The following is a 14,487-nucleotide window of genomic DNA, read 5'->3' as shown; positions in this document are numbered from 1 at the left end:
ATACGCGGGCGGTGGCTTACTTGAACGCCTGGATACCCGTAATATCGGCCCCAGTGATGAGCAGGTGGATGTCGTGGGTGCCTTCGTAGGTCACTACCGACTCCAGGTTCATCATGTGGCGCATGATGGGATACTCGCCCGTGATGCCCATGCCGCCGTGGATCTGGCGGGCTTCGCGGGCCACGTGCAGGGCAATTTCTACGGAGTTACGCTTGGCCATCGAAATCTGGGCGCTAGTGGCTTTGCCTTCGTTTTTGAGCATGCCCAGGCGCCACACCATCAGCTGGGCCTTGGTAATTTCGGTAATCATTTCGGCCAGCTTCTTCTGCTGGAGCTGGAAGCCGGCAATTGGCTTACCGAACTGTTCCCGCTGCAACGAGTACTTCAGGGCCGATTCGTAGCAGTCGATGGCCGCGCCCAGGGCACCCCAGGCAATGCCGTAGCGGGCCGAATCGAGGCAGCTGAGCGGGCCTTTGAGGCCGTCGATGTTGGGCAGAATGTTTTCCTTGGGCACCTTCACGTTGTCGAACACCAGCTCGCCGGTGATGCTGGCGCGCAGGCTCCACTTGTTGTGGATTTCGGGGGCGGTGAAGCCTTCCATGCCCTGCTCCACAATCACCCCGCGGATGCGGCCGTTGTCGTCCTTGGCCCACACTACGGCTACCTGGCTCTGGGGCGAGTTACTGATCCAGAGCTTCGCCCCGTTCAGCAGGTAATAGTCGCCCTGGTCTTTGATGGTGGTCATCATGCCGCCGGGGTTGGAGCCGTGGTCGGGCTCGGTGAGACCGAAGCAGCCCAGCCACTCGCCGGAAGCCAGCTTAGGCAGGTATTTGCGGCGCTGCTCCTCCGAGCCGTACTGATAAATGGGGAACATCACCAAAGAGCCTTGCACCGAGGCCGTGGAGCGCATGCCGGAGTCGCCGCGCTCAATTTCCTGCATAATCAGGCCGTAGCTGATGTAGTCGAGGCCGCCGCCGCCGTACTCCGTGGGGATGGTGGGCCCGAACGCGCCCACGTCGCCGAACTTGCGCACGATATCGGAGGGGAAGTAGGCATCCTGGGCCCATTTCTCCACGTTGGGCGAAATTTCCTTTTTGACGAAGTCGCGGATGCTCTGGCGGATGAGCTTGTGCTCCTCGGTCAGCAGGTCGTCGATGTCGTAGTAATCAGTAAAGCCGGCGGCGTTCAGGGAGCCTTTGTTGCGCTGCACCTGGGCCTTGGTGGAAAGAACGTCAGCTTGCGAAGACATAGTGAAGTTGTGGGTGGGATGAGGGCCAAAGATAGGAATTTCACTACGCACAACCGGGCAGCTTATTCCCCGGTTCCGGCCCGAAAAAACCCTGACCGGTACCGGAACCAGTCAGGGTTTTGGAGGACGAGGCGGGTGGCTCGGGAATGCCTGAAGCCGGCCAGCGCCGCGCTACGCCCACAATACGACCAGAAGGCAGATTCCTGGTCGGGAAATTCACTGCCGCTTCTTGGCAAAGCGTATGCCGAAAAATAGTGTTTCGCTAATCTATTCGCAAAAAATCCTGAGAATGAAGTCGTTCAGAATTTTGACCAACTCCGAGCTAAACTTCACCAGAACGTCATTCTGAGCTTGCCAACCAGTAAACAGTCTTAGAACTTCACGCCCACTGAGGCCAGGAAATTACGAGTGGCCTGGGGGTAGTAGTAATTAAAGGTGAGCGGCTGGCCGCTGGCATCTGGGTAACCGTAGGTATAGCCGTTGGCCACATATTCCCGGTTAAGCAGATTATTCACTAGTAGGCCCAGCTCTAATTCCCGCATAAAGGAAGGCTGCACTGTATAGCGCAGGCGCAAATCAAGTACCTGGTAAGCGGCAATGGCCTTGTTGGCCGACTCGGTGTTATCGAGGTACTGGCGGCCAACGGTTTTGTAGAGCAGCGCCGCCCGCAGGCCTTTCACCGGCATTACTTCCACCGTGTGTGCCGAAACCACCGAAGGCGAGTAGGAAATGGTGGTGGTGCGGCCCTCGGCAGCAGTTAGGGGGTTGTAGTCCTTGTCGTAGGTAACGGCGCGGTAGTCCAGAATGCGGTTGCGACTCAGGGTAAGGTTGCTGCTGATGCTGAGCCAGGCCAGTGGCGCGTAGGAGCCGCTCACCTCTACGCCGGCCCGGTAGCTGCGCGGAGCATTGGTGCGCAGCGCCGTACCCACGTCGTTGAGTTGGCCGGTATTCACCAGCTGGTTGCGGTAGCGCATGTAGAACCCGTTGATTTCGGCCCGCAGAACTTGGTTGTTCACGGTGCGGTTGAGGCGGTAACCTCCTTCCAGGTCGTGCAGCTGCTCAGCCTTGGGGCCGGCATCGTTCAGGGGCCGGTCGGTGAAGTCAGAGCGCACGGGCTCCCGGTGGGCCACGGCGTAGCTGGCGTACAGCGTTTGGGTGGGGGCCAGCTGCCAGGTCAGGCCGGCTTTGGGGTTAAAAAAGGTGTAGTCGGCCTTGGCCGCTACGGGCACCTGCTTGTCCTCAATGCCGTCCAGCTCGTAGTTGATGCGGCGCACCTGCACGTCGGCGTACACGCTCAGCTTTTCCAGGGCTTGCCAGATGGCGCGGGCGTAGGCGTTGTAGTCGGTTTTGGTGGCGTCGTTGAAGTAGGAACGGTGGCGGATATTGCCTGTGGAGGCGTAGCGGGCCCAGATAACCTCACCGTAATGGTCGTTGAGGAAGCGGTTCCAGCCTCCGCCCAGCGTGGCCTGCACCTTGCCCTCGGCGGGCTGGTAGTTAAGGGCAAAAATCCCCCCGAAGAAATAGTTATCCAGCCACTTGCGGTCTACCAAATCGGTGCGCTTGATGGTGGTGGTGTTGGGGGCGGTGCCCAGCACCACGTCGGGCAGATTGTAGTCGGCCAGCTTACGGTCCAGGCGCAGGCTCTCGTAGTAGCCGAAGCCCCGGGTGAGGTGGGCGGCGGCGGCCACGTTCCAGTTGCGGCCCAAACCTTGGGTAAGGTGGAGCTGGTAGTGGTTCTGCTGGTAGTTGTCGGTCTGGTTGTCGTAGGTGTAATAGGCGTAGCGGCGGCCTTCGCGCAGGGCCCGTTCAGCATCCTCCGGGCTCAGCTCGTAGTTATCCACGTATTGCTGCAGGCCGGCGGCGTTGCGGGTGAGAGCTGGCTCGGGCACCCCGTTCCAGGCCTGATAGGTTTTCTCCCGCCCCGAGAAGGTAATAAACTTGAGCAGGGTGTTCTTCTGCTGATACCCGGCGGCCAGGTAGTAGGACTTCAGGTCGGAAGCGCCCCGCACCATGTAGCCGTCGGAGCTGATGCGCGAGAGGCGGCCATCCACGGTAAACCGGCCGTTGATGAGGCCGGTGCCAAACTGCACGTTGTTTTTCCAGGTGTTGAAGGAGCCGTAGGTGTTCTGGCTTTCGGCGTAAGCCTGCTGCCGGCTTTCCAGAGTGCTCAGGTTGAGGCTGGCCCCAAAGGCGGCGCTGCCGTTCTGGCTGGTGCCCACTCCGCGCTGCACCTGCAGGCTGCTGGTGCTGGAAGCCAGATCGGGCAGGTTCACGAAGAAGGCACCGTGGCTTTCGGCATCGTTCAGCGGTACGCCATTCACCGTCACGTTGATGCCTTCAATGCCCGTGCCCCGCACCCGCAGGTTGGTGTAGCCTACGCCATTGCCGGCATCCGAATTTACCACCACGGAAGGCGTCTGGTCGAGCAGGTAGGGAATATCCTGGCCGAAGTTGCGCTTCTGCAGGTCCTCTTTGCTCAGGTTGGTATAGGCCGTGGCCGTACGCTCATTGGCGCGGCTAGCCGTTACCAGGGCCTCGCCGGTGAGCACGCTGCCGGGCTGCAGGCTGAGGCGAAGCTGCCGGGGGCCGCTTTGGCCTTCCAGGCGCTGCACCAGGGGTTCGTAGCCCACAAAGGTGATGCGTAGCTCATGCACGCCGGCCGCCACGGCGGGCAGGGTAAACGAACCATCGGGGGCGGCGGCTACGGCCGTGCCGTCCAGCAGAATGGTGGCCCCGGGCAGGGCGCTACCGGTGCGGGCATCCAGCACCGAACCCGACACGGAGCCTTGCGCCCATGCCACTCCGGATACGGCCAGTAGGGCCACTCCGGTAATCAGAAAACTTTTCACTGGTGAAAAAATGGAAAAGATGGAACGGACCCGGTGCCAGGGGTCGGCACCACAGGTTTTTCGCTCGCGGATCGTTTGTTCCCTTCGCCGGCATTACCCGGGCAGGTTCAATGGGTATGATCTCAGCCTGGCAGAGCAGGCACCCCTAAACTATGACTCAAAGGTACACGGGAGTTTCGGTTTTGCGCTGTTGCTACCTCATAATTGGCCCGGCAGGCCCGTTTCTCTGGCCTTAGCTCGGGTTTTAGGGGCGGGAAGTAGTTGGCAAAGAAAGCTACCCAGCCGCCGCACAATGCCGCCCGGCATAGCTACTTTATTTCCTGACAATCAAGTAAATTAGCTATTCACCGGCCAGAACGGGAGGAAAGTGGGCTTCCGTAAAAACAACCCGCCCCACACCGCCGTTTCTGTCTGCAAGGCTCCTTCGAATTTCCGGTTTGTTACACCTTAGTTCACCTCGCCATGCCCTTCTCTAGCCTACTTTACCTGCTTGTTGCGTTGGTGTTCCTGGGGTTGCTGCTGGTGTTGCCCCGCCGCCGTATGCGCCAACCGCCCGCCCCCGGCAACGACGATGAGGGCGGCGAACCGTTGGATGATGGCCTACCCGACTTCGACCTGCCACCTGGCATCTCCCGCCCCATCAACGACTGGGAGCCGGATTACAACCGCCCCCGGGTGGAGGTTTGAGGTGTAGAACCGAGAAGAAAGAAGTGAGCCCTTCGTTCTAGCGGCGCGTTGCCGGAACGAAGGGCTCACTTCTTTCTTCTCAGTTCTGGATTCTGAGTTCTATAAATCCTTGGCCATGCGGATGTAGGGGATGGTGCCGCGGTAGAAGCGGTTGCCCTCGGGCTCCAGGCCAAAGGCGCGGTAGAAGTTTTCGTTCACGGCGCGGGCGTCGCACCAGATGCGCTTGGCGCCGTGGGTGCGGGCGTCATCCAACACGCGGCGCAGCAGCTGGGAGCCGATGCCCTGACCCTGGCAGTCGGGGCGGGTGGCGAATTTGCGGAAGCGGGCCACGCCCCCATCCATAAACAAGGAAATCACCGAGACGAGCTTGCCATTGCGAAAGGCCCCGTAGTGGTGGCCCTGCTCGTCCTGGTTCAGCTTCACATACTCAATGGATTCCTGGGGCCACAGTACTTCGTGGCGGAGCGGGTAGGTTTCGGCCGCCTTAATGGGGCGGATGGTAATTTCGGAGGTCATGAAGAGGTTACTCAACGGTGATGCTATGCGAGGTACTAAACTGCTGGCCGGGCTCCAGGCTCAGGATGCCTTCCTTGTTGGTGAGGGCCCGGGAGCCGGTGGTGGAGCTGGCAATGCCCTGCCAGGGCTCAATGCACACAAACGGGGCACCGGGCCCTCTGGTCCAGAGGCCCAGGTAAGGAAACCCATCGAAGCGCACCCGCACCGCGCGGCCCGAGCGGCGGCTGCGCAGGGTGAGGTGGGTAAAATCGAAGTGCTTAAACACCAGCGCATCCTGGGCAAACAGCGCGTAGCTGAGCGGCAAGGTAGCCTGCTGCTCCAGCACGGGCTCGGTCTGGCCCGTAAGCAGGCCCCCATCCAGCAAATGCCGCTGCAAAGTTACGGGATGGTCGAATATAAAGTCGTAGTCCTCGAAGGATTCATCGGGCAGCAGGGGGCAGCGGAAAGCCGGGTGCGCGCCAATGCTGAACAGCAGCTCTCCGGTGCCCGGGTTTTCAACTTCCCAGCCAATGGTGAGCATGGGCCCCGCCAGGCGGTAGGAAATGCGCAGAACGAAGGCAAACGGATACATCTGCCGGCTTTCGGCGGTGTCGCGCAACTCAAACGTCAGCTCCGCCGGGCCTTGGTGTAGTAACTGGAACTCTTGGTCGCGGGCGAAACCGTGCTGGCCCAGGGTGTAGGTGCGGCCCGCGTGTTCGTAACTGTCCTGGGGGAGGCGGCCCACCAGCGGGAAAAGCACCGGGGCGTGGCGGTTCCAGTAGGCGGCGTCGGCGGGCCAGATGTACTCCAGATTGTTGAGGTCTTTCCGAACGAAGCTGTGCAGCTCCGCCCCGTGGGTGTCCACCGCCACTCGGCACAGTTCATTTTCGAGGGTATACAGCATAGAAGGAAAAGTTGCGCCAGCCCTCAGGAACGGCGGCCGGGGTCCGAAGGTTAGGCCCGAAAGCTGGCTGGTAGCTGCCAAGCACCGGTTTTACCCAGCAACGTATCCACGTGAAAACAGGCCTGCTCCAGGCGCTCCTCCGGGGTACCGCTGATTTCGGCATAATTGGACATCTGTTCGCGCAGCTCCCGCTGGTAGAGGTCGTAGAAGTACTGGCGGTGGTTGGGGTGCTCCCGCAGCGGGTCTGGCTCCCAGGGCAAGTCCACGTTCAGCAGCAGCACCAAATCGTAACGCTGCTCCTCAATCCGGCGCAAAATCCAGGGGGGACAAATACCGAAAGCGTGCTCGGCCCAAATCTTGATTACCAGTAAATCGGTGTCGCAGAAGAACAGAGGGCGGCCTTGCAGCTGCGCGGCTTGCAGGGCGTTCTGCTCGGCGCGCAACTGCCCCTTGGCCATGCGCTCCAAATCGGCGAGGACGTAGCCCGGCCCGTGCTGTTCCAGATAGTAGCGGGCATACTCGGGAGCCCAGGTAGTGGAATAGTGCTCAGCCAGCAGCCGGCTCAAAGTGGTTTTACCCGTTGATTCGGGTCCGGTAAGGGCAACGCGCAACACGGAGAAGACGGGCAATCAAGAATGAACAATCAGAAAAAGACCAGCCCGGACTCCCACGGCCGTAGGCAGCTCCGGGTAAGCAAGGTGATTAAGCTACCGACTGCAGCGCGGCTTGCTCCCGGCGCATGGCCTGGCGCCACTCCCAGTAGCCATACACGGCCAGCCCCAGGTACAACGCGTAGAGCGCACTGGTTGGATAAAGATGCTTGTACCAGAGCAGAGGCACGTACATGATATCCACCACAATCCAGAGCCACCAGTTTTCCAGCCGCTTGCGCATCAGCAGATACTGCGCGGCCAGGCTGATAGCCGTTGTTATGGCATCCCAATGGGGCGTAGTGGCATCGGTATGGTGCTGCAGATAGTAGCCAGCGCCCAGGGTGTAAGCGGCAACAAACAGCAGACAGCCCAGCCATTCGGTAGGCCGAGTGCGTGATACCGCCAGTTTTGTCTCGTTGCGCCCCCCGTACAGCCATTGGTACCAGCCATAGAGGCTTAGCAGGATGAACAGAATCTGCAGAAAGCCGTCGGAATAGAGCCCAGCCTGGTAATACACCAGCACATACAGCGCGCAGCTGACAATGGCCACTGGAAAATTCCAGAGCGACTCGCGCGCGGCTAGCCACACACAGGCGAAGCCAGTCAGTACGGCCACCCACTCCAACGGACTGCCCCCAGCGGCGGCCGTCCAGAAATCGTACAAGGATTCTAGCACAGAAACGAACAGTATACTGCGGCGCGCCGGAGCCAATTGCACTGCTCAGCGCGCCTGCATGGTCAAAGCTAACGACTAGTGGGGTATTTTTGTGGATTCTCTGGCTTTCCTCTCTGTTTGCGGCTGCTATGCTTCCCGAAATTACCCCCTCCGACTTACACGCCCGCTTACAAAGCGGCGAGGCTATTCAGTTGATTGACGTGCGCCAACCCGAGGAATTTGCCTACTGCCGTATTGCGGGCAGCCAGCTGATTCCGCTGGGTGAGCTGGCCCGCCGCGCCGAGGAAATTGACCCCGACCAGCCTACTGTGCTCATCTGCCACCACGGGGTGCGCTCCATGCAGGCCCTGGCCTACCTGCAGCACCGCCACGAGCTCACCAACCTGCTCAACCTGCGCGGCGGCATCCACGCCTGGAGCCTGCAGGCCGACCCCTCGGTACCGGTGTACTAATGGTGAAGTTGTGAAATGGTGAAGTTATGCAGCTGTTGGACAGGTTGAACTTTAGCAGGCATCTCACGCTCCCTTTATGACCACTCACTCGCAACGAAGCTGTTTGAAAAGTATCTGAGAATCGAAAGAACGTCATGCTGAGCTTGCCGAAGCATCTCTACCAATTCATTGCAGTAGTAAGTCAAAGAAGCAGTAGAGATGCTTCGGCAAGCTCAATATGACGTTCTACCGGACTTTCTAAACAGCTTCAACTTCACCATCTCACAACCTCACCGCTTGCAACTCCCCACTCTTCCCATCCTCGACGCGCTGCCGGCGCTGCTGAGCACGCTGGAAACGCACTCCACGGCCGTGCTGCAGGCCCCGCCCGGCGCGGGCAAAACTACCCTGGTGCCGCTGGCTTTGCTGGAGGCCGCCTGGCGGGAAGGGCGGCGGATTCTGGTGCTGGAACCCCGGCGACTGGCGGCTCGCGCCGCCGCTACCCGCATGGCCCAGCTGCTCGGCGAGCCGGTGGGCCAGACGGTGGGTTACCGCATGCGCCTGGAAAGCAAGGTATCGGCCAAAACGCGCATTGAAGTAGTAACGGAGGTAATTCTGACCCGCCAGCTCCAGGATGACCCTGCCCTGGAAGGCGTGGCGGCCGTGCTGTTTGATGAGTTTCATGAGCGTAGCCTGCAAGCCGACCTGGGGCTAGCCCTGGCCCTGGATGCCCAGCAAGTGCTCCGCCCCGATTTGCGCCTGCTGGTTATGTCGGCCACTTTGGATGCCGACCGGCTGGGCCAGTGGCTGGGCGCGCCGGTGGTGCGCAGCCTGGGCCGCATGTTTCCGGTAGAAACCCACTACCTCAGTCCTCGCCGGGCCGCCACCGCCTCCAGCCGCCCCCACGAAAAGCTGCAGGATCTGGTGCCCGCCCTCGTCCGGGAGGCCCTGCAAGCCCACCCCACCGGCGACGTGCTGGTGTTTCTGCCGGGCCTGGCCGACCAGCGCCGCGTGGCCGATAAGCTGGCCTCCCTGCCGGAGCACATCGATATTCACGTGCTGCACGGGGAGCTGCCCGCCGAGCAGCAGGACGCCGCGTTGCGCCCCGCCCCGGTTGGCCGCCGCAAGGTGGTGCTGGCTACCAGCATTGCCGAAACCAGCCTGACCATTGAGGGCGTAACCATTGTGGTGGATGGAGGCTACGCCCGCGTGCCCCGCTTCGAGCCGCGCACCGGCCTCACCACCCTGGGCACCGAGCCCGTGAGCCAGGCCGCCGCCGACCAGCGCCGGGGCCGGGCCGGCCGCCTCGGGCCGGGCACCTGCTACCGCCTCTGGACGGAAACCGAGTTCCAAGCCCTCCCCCACCACCTGGCCCCCGAAATCCTCACTGCCGACCTTAGCCCGCTGGCCCTGGAGCTGGCCCTCTGGGGCGCACACGATGCCACCGCCTTACGCTGGCTGGATGCGCCCCCGGCACCGGCGCTGGCCCAGGCCCGGGAGCTGCTGGTACGCCTGCAGGCTTTGCACCCTGATGGCCGGCCCACCGCCCACGGCCGGGCCCTGGCGGGGCTGGGGCTGGCCCCGCGGTTGGCTCACCTGGTAGTACGGGGCCAGGAAATCGGGCACGGAGCCACGGCCTGCGCTTTGGCGGCCCTGCTCACGGAGCGCGACATTCTGCGCCCCGCCGACGGCTCATTCGGCCCGCCCGACTTGCGGCTCCGGCTGGAAGCCCTGAACTCGGGCCGGGCCCCGTTGCCGGGCCTGCAGCCCGATGGAGCGGCCGTGCGCCGAGTGCGGGAAGCCGCCGCCGTGCTGCGCAGCCGCGCCGGCGCCCGGGGTACCGTGGAGCCGGACGTAGCCGGTCTGCTGGCAGCCCTGGCCTACCCCGACCGCCTGGCCCAGCGCGAAACGCCGGAGCGGGCCCGGCTTGTGAGCGGGCAGCGGGCCACCTTGCCGGCAGAGTTTTTCAGTCAGCAGGATGTATTTTTTGCCGTGGCGGCCCTAGATGGGGTGGCCGCCCAGCCTCGCGCCAGCCTGGCCGCGCCCCTCAGCCGTCAGGAGCTGGAAACCCACTTTGCCGAGCAGATTGAAACCCAGGACGAGGTGCGCTGGGACGAAGCCGCCGGCCGCGTAACGGCCCGCCGCCTGCGCCGCCTCGGCGCCCTGGTGTTGTCGGATAGCAACCTGCCCAGCCCCGAGCCGGCCGCTATAACCGAGGCATTGCTGGGCGCTATCCGGGCGGGGGGCGTGGGCCGGCTGCCCTGGAGCGAGGCCACCCAACAGCTGCTGGAGCGGCTGGCGTTTCTGCATTACCACTTCCCCGAAAACTGGCCTGACGTGTCGGATGCGGCCTTGCTCACGGAGCTGGAAGACTGGCTGGGGCCTTACCTCCACGGGGTAAAATCAATGACGGAACTGGCGCGCGTTGACTTTCAGGACGCCTTGCTCAGCCGGCTGCCCACTGGCTGGGCTCAGCGCCAGGAGCTGGAGCGGCTGGCCCCAGCCCACCTGGAAGTGCCCACCGGCTCCCACATCCGGCTGGATTATGCCGAGCCGGCAGCTCCAGTGCTGGCCGTGCGCCTGCAGGAGGTGTTTGGCCTGCTGGATACGCCCACGGTGGCGGGCGGACGCGTGCCGCTTACCTTGCACCTACTCAGCCCCGGCTACCGCCCCGCCCAGGTTACCCGCGACCTACGCAGCTTCTGGACCAGCAGCTACTTTGAGGTGCGCAAGGAGCTGCGCGGACGCTACCCCAAGCACTACTGGCCCGAAAACCCCTTGGAGGCTCAAGCCATCAGAGGCACCAAGAAGCAGAATGGTTTGTAGCTCGCGGCCCGAATTGCGCGCAGCTACTCATTGCTTTACTACTTTTTCGGCTGTTTAACCCGGTTACGTACCTCATTCATCGAGAAGCACTTAAAACTTAATATTAACAATTAGGTAACCCAGGAAACAATTCGGTAACATTACTCTATGCAAAAATCTACCCCTTCTTTAATGGGGCTGATGCTGCTGACGAGCCTGCTGTTGCTGCTGACGCACCCGGGCACGGCCCAGCAGCGTACGGCCCTGCCCGCTTCCTCTACCGTCCGCCACAATACCTGGCTGATGTTTCTGAGTGACGCCCGCCTGAGTAAGCGCTGGGGGCTGCACACCGAGGTGCAAGTACTACGCACCCGCACCTCCGAGCTAGGCTCGCAGAATGTGTTTCGGGGCGGGGCCAACTACTACGCCGCCGACAACCTGGTGCTGACGGGTGGCTACGCCTACTCCCAGGCCGTAGCCGATGATAATTTCACGGGCGCTATTGGCCCCGAACACCGTCTCTACCAGCAGGTGCAACTTCATGACGTCAAGAGCCGACTGCAGCTACACCACCGCTACCGCCTGGAGCAGCGCTGGGTACAGTTTCAACCCGGGCAAGAGTTTACGTACCTGAACCGCATGCGCTACCAGCTACGCTTGGTAGTCCCACTGCTGGGCTCAGAGCTAACCAGCGGAATGCCCTACGCGGTGGCTGCCGATGAGATTTTTCTGGGTTTTGGTAAAGGCTCGAAGGGCCGGCTGTTTCAGCAGAACCGCGCTTATCTGGGCGTCGGTTACCAAATCAGTAAGGCCTCAGCGGTGGAGCTTGGCTACCTCAACCAGTTTGTGCAGCTGCCGGTAGAGAGCCGGCCGGAGCTAAATGAAAATATGCAGCTCAGCTTGTGCTTCAACCCTGATTGGCGGCGCACTATTCCAGGCCATAAGTAAATAGCTGACCTGGTTTTGATACTATTTACCTGATAAGGGAACTTTTTCTCGGTGGGCGTGAAAGGATGGCATTATCATTGGATACAGCAAATCCAGTGTTCATCCATCTTTCTTTCATACTGCTATGAAACGCACTCTTACCAGTTTATCATTACTCTGCGCTGCATTGGGGTTCTCGGGCACAGCCGCGGCCCAGGATACTGCCGGCTGGAAATTTTACTTTGAGGCCGGGCCAAAGATTACCGACTTCCGAGCTACCTCCTACGGTGGCACTTACTCTCCGCAGTCGGGTGTTTCTTCTTTCGCGGAAGAGGACCGCCGGGTGTCCGTACGCAACACTTTCTCGGCCTTTATGGATGTAAAGGCGTTCCGGCCTTTGTCGGAGCGGCTGGTGCTTTCGGGTACTGTGGGGCTGGATATGCAGCACCTGAACTACCGCACCGGCTACACCCAAACAATCAGCAACAGCGTAATTACGGCCTACGGCAACGAGCATATCAGCCGGCTGCTAACCCGGGCCCGGGCCGATTTTGGCCTGCACTACCAGGTCCGGCTAGGGGAATCGGGGCGGCTGCTGCCGGGCGTGTCGGTGGGCCAGATGGTGAACTTGAGCAAAGGCGGCTACAGCTACACGTTCATCCAACCCGGCCTCTACTTCACCAACGACCGGCTACTGCTGTCCGCTACCGTTTCGGATACGCCCTACAACGTGCTGATTCCGGGAGCCTCGCACTTTGAGGGCGAGTTACAAGGGCCCTACACTTACGATGCCGAGTACCGCATCCGTGAGTTTCAGCTAAGCATCGGGGCCAAGTTCTAACCACCCACAGACACCAATAAAAAGCCCCGTAACATATATGCTACGGGGCTTTTCATTGGTACTCGTTAGAGGTTTACTCGCCAGCGGGGTAGTCAGCGGAATCACCGAGGTCGGCTACCTGGGCTAGTTCCTGCACCAAAGCAGTGAACTTCTCGCGGGCCCCTTTTACGGCGGCTTTGCCTAGCGGCAGGTGCAGGGGTGGGTTTTCCTGGCGCACTACCTCAAACATGATGCGGGCGGCGCGCTGCGGGTCGCCGGGCTGCTTGCCGCTGTAGCTCTGAATGCCCTTGAGGTTTTCGCCCACGGTGCTGCGGTAGTCCTCAATGCTGGTGTCCACGTAGGTAGCGGAGCTGCCGGCCCACTCAGTGCGGAAGCCGCTGGGCTCAATGTTGGTGACTTTGATACCCAACGGGGCTACTTGCTGAGCCAGGCTTTCCCCAATGGCTTCGAGAGCAAATTTGCTGGCGTTGTACACCCCCACGCCCGGGAATGTTTTGAGCCCGCCAATGCTGGTGATGTTGAGCACGTGGCCACTGCGCCGCTCACGCAGATGGGGCAGCACGGCACGCAACACCCGCAGGGACCCAAACACGTTTACATCAAACTGACGCTGCACCTCGGCCTCATCAATTTCCTCAATGCTGCCCAAGGAGCCGTAACCGGCATTATTTACTACTACATCAAGCTGCCCGAAGAACTGGATGGCCTCCTGCACGGCCTGCTGCACCTGCTGCTCGTTTACCACGTCGCAGACAAAGCCCCGGGCCCGGTTGCCGTCTTTCTGGGTGAACTCATCGGCTTGCTCCTGCTTGCGGAAGGTGGCAGCCACTGAGTCGCCCTGGCTGAGGCAGTACTCGGCCAGTTCCTTGCCGAAGCCGGTGCTTACGCCGGTGATAAACCACGTTTTAGTTGCCATACAAAATCAGAATTTTCTGGAGTGAGGGGAGAGAAAACAAACTGCTCCGGGAGTGGCCTCCCGAAGCAGTTACGTGGGCCTGCGCGAGGCCCGTTGCTGGTTGTGTAAACTGGCGGCTAACGTTTTTGTTTGCCTCTAGCGGTTCTGCTGGCTGAAATACAGCTGCATCACGGTGGTAAGCTTTTCCTTAGTTAGGGGCTTGCTGACCATGCCGGCAATGGGGTAGTCCTCCAGGCGGGCCAAATCACCGGACGGCATGCTCATGGCCAGAATTACAATGACGGTAGCTTGCTGCACGGCTTGAGGCAAGTCATGAAAGGCTTCCAGGAATTCCATTCCGTTCATTATGGGCATGGCCATATCCAGCAATACCAGCACAGGCTCCTCGGGGGTTGCCGAAACGCTGCATTCCTGCAGCATGCGCAAAGCTTCCTCGCCGTTGTTGGCCGTGAGGTATTTCTCGGTCAGGCGCAGCTCATAGAGGGTGGATTCGTTCAGAAAATTGGTGGAAGGGTCGTCGTCGACGAGCAGAATAGCGGATATCTGTGGCATAGCCGGTACAGCAAATGAAAACGCGGTAATAGGAAAAGGGTCTGGCAGCATACGGGCTGCCAGTGGGTTAAATGGTGCCGGACTCCTGGAGCAGTTCGGTGATGGAGGCGGAGGTCAGAGGCTTGTGGCGGAACTCAGCCCCGAAGGCCTGGGCCCGCTGCCGGTCGGCGGGCAGCTCTGAGGAAGATACTACAATGATGCGAATGGCCCGCTGCTGTTCCGGTGACCAATGCTGGTACTCCTCCAGAAACTCAAAGCCGTCCATTACGGGCATATTCAAATCCAGCAGCACTACCACCTTGCCGGTAGGCTGCAGCTGTAGCTGGTGCAGTACTTGCAGGGCCTCCTGCCCGTTGGTGGCCAGCAGTAGCTGCACCTGGCTGGCGTAAGGACGCATCAGCCGTTGTCCCAGATAACGCGCTGCTTCGTCGTCATCGACGAGCAAAACGGTTAGGGGTTCCGCTGCCGCCGTGGAGGCAGGGGGTATTTCTGGGTTTTTCAT

The 14,487-nt window shown here is 61.0% G+C and carries 14 protein-coding genes and 1 riboswitch; of the genes, 5 read left to right on the top strand and 9 right to left on the bottom strand.

Going from position 1 to position 14,487, the window contains the following annotated elements:
• Positions 1-16: 16 nt before the first annotated feature.
• Positions 17-1,249, bottom strand: coding sequence for an acyl-CoA dehydrogenase family protein (locus ABIB60_RS20185; RefSeq protein ID WP_354582181.1), 1,233 nt, complete (start codon positions 1,247-1,249; stop codon positions 17-19).
• Between the two features lie 371 nt (positions 1,250-1,620).
• The gene (locus ABIB60_RS20180; protein WP_354582180.1) at positions 1,621-4,098 is read right to left on the bottom strand and encodes a TonB-dependent receptor; all 2,478 of its coding nucleotides are present in this window, start codon (positions 4,096-4,098) and stop codon (positions 1,621-1,623) included.
• A gap of 60 nt (positions 4,099-4,158) precedes the next feature.
• A riboswitch (TPP riboswitch) is annotated at positions 4,159-4,255 on the bottom strand.
• 305 nt (positions 4,256-4,560) lie between these two features.
• Here ABIB60_RS20180 and ABIB60_RS20175 point away from each other — a divergent pair.
• Positions 4,561-4,785: a hypothetical protein gene (locus ABIB60_RS20175; RefSeq protein WP_354582179.1), complete on the top strand. Its 225-nt coding sequence runs from the start codon at positions 4,561-4,563 to the stop codon at positions 4,783-4,785.
• Positions 4,786-4,884: 99 nt separating this feature from the next.
• Here ABIB60_RS20175 and ABIB60_RS20170 read toward each other — a convergent pair whose 3' ends face one another.
• The 4 genes from ABIB60_RS20170 to pnuC all read right to left on the bottom strand — a co-directional run bounded on the left by ABIB60_RS20170 (position 4,885) and on the right by pnuC (position 7,513).
• Entirely contained in the window at positions 4,885-5,301 is a 417-nt protein-coding gene (locus tag ABIB60_RS20170; protein WP_354582178.1) for a GNAT family N-acetyltransferase, read from the bottom strand.
• A gap of 7 nt (positions 5,302-5,308) precedes the next feature.
• Positions 5,309-6,184, bottom strand: coding sequence for an aldose 1-epimerase family protein (locus ABIB60_RS20165; RefSeq protein ID WP_354582177.1), 876 nt, complete (start codon positions 6,182-6,184; stop codon positions 5,309-5,311).
• A 50-nt stretch (positions 6,185-6,234) separates the two neighbouring features.
• Complete coding sequence (locus tag ABIB60_RS20160; protein WP_354582176.1) at positions 6,235-6,813, bottom strand: AAA family ATPase; 579 nt, start codon at positions 6,811-6,813, stop codon at positions 6,235-6,237.
• Between the two features lie 73 nt (positions 6,814-6,886).
• Positions 6,887-7,513 (bottom strand): nicotinamide riboside transporter PnuC, encoded by a 627-nt coding sequence (gene pnuC, locus ABIB60_RS20155; protein WP_354582175.1) that lies wholly within the window; start codon positions 7,511-7,513, stop codon positions 6,887-6,889.
• Positions 7,514-7,641: 128 nt separating this feature from the next.
• Here pnuC and ABIB60_RS20150 point away from each other — a divergent pair, with 128 nt between their 5' ends.
• The 4 genes from ABIB60_RS20150 to ABIB60_RS20135 all read left to right on the top strand — a co-directional run bounded on the left by ABIB60_RS20150 (position 7,642) and on the right by ABIB60_RS20135 (position 12,517).
• Positions 7,642-7,965, top strand: coding sequence for a rhodanese-like domain-containing protein (locus ABIB60_RS20150; protein WP_354582174.1), 324 nt, complete (start codon positions 7,642-7,644; stop codon positions 7,963-7,965).
• A 198-nt stretch (positions 7,966-8,163) separates the two neighbouring features.
• Positions 8,164-10,770 (top strand): ATP-dependent helicase HrpB, encoded by a 2,607-nt coding sequence (gene hrpB / locus ABIB60_RS20145; protein ID WP_354582173.1) that lies wholly within the window; start codon positions 8,164-8,166, stop codon positions 10,768-10,770.
• Between the two features lie 147 nt (positions 10,771-10,917).
• Positions 10,918-11,697, top strand: coding sequence for a DUF2490 domain-containing protein (locus tag ABIB60_RS20140; protein ID WP_354582172.1), 780 nt, complete (start codon positions 10,918-10,920; stop codon positions 11,695-11,697).
• A 124-nt stretch (positions 11,698-11,821) separates the two neighbouring features.
• Positions 11,822-12,517 (top strand): hypothetical protein, encoded by a 696-nt coding sequence (locus tag ABIB60_RS20135; RefSeq protein WP_354582171.1) that lies wholly within the window; start codon positions 11,822-11,824, stop codon positions 12,515-12,517.
• Between the two features lie 73 nt (positions 12,518-12,590).
• Here the strand turns inward: ABIB60_RS20135 and ABIB60_RS20130 are convergent, their stop codons facing one another.
• The 3 genes from ABIB60_RS20130 to ABIB60_RS20120 form a co-directional block, all read right to left on the bottom strand.
• Entirely contained in the window at positions 12,591-13,433 is an 843-nt protein-coding gene (locus ABIB60_RS20130; protein ID WP_354582170.1) for an oxidoreductase, read from the bottom strand.
• 135 nt (positions 13,434-13,568) lie between these two features.
• A complete protein-coding gene (locus ABIB60_RS20125; protein WP_354582169.1) occupies positions 13,569-13,985 on the bottom strand; it encodes a response regulator in 417 nt (138 codons plus the stop codon).
• Between the two features lie 67 nt (positions 13,986-14,052).
• Complete coding sequence (locus ABIB60_RS20120; RefSeq protein ID WP_354582168.1) at positions 14,053-14,487, bottom strand: response regulator; 435 nt, start codon at positions 14,485-14,487, stop codon at positions 14,053-14,055.

The organism is Hymenobacter sp. UYP22 (genome assembly GCF_040547285.1).
GTDB lineage: Bacteria > Bacteroidota > Bacteroidia > Cytophagales > Hymenobacteraceae > Hymenobacter.
Note: the sequence above shows the minus strand (reverse complement) of the source record. Positions and strands in the feature narration are given on the sequence as shown.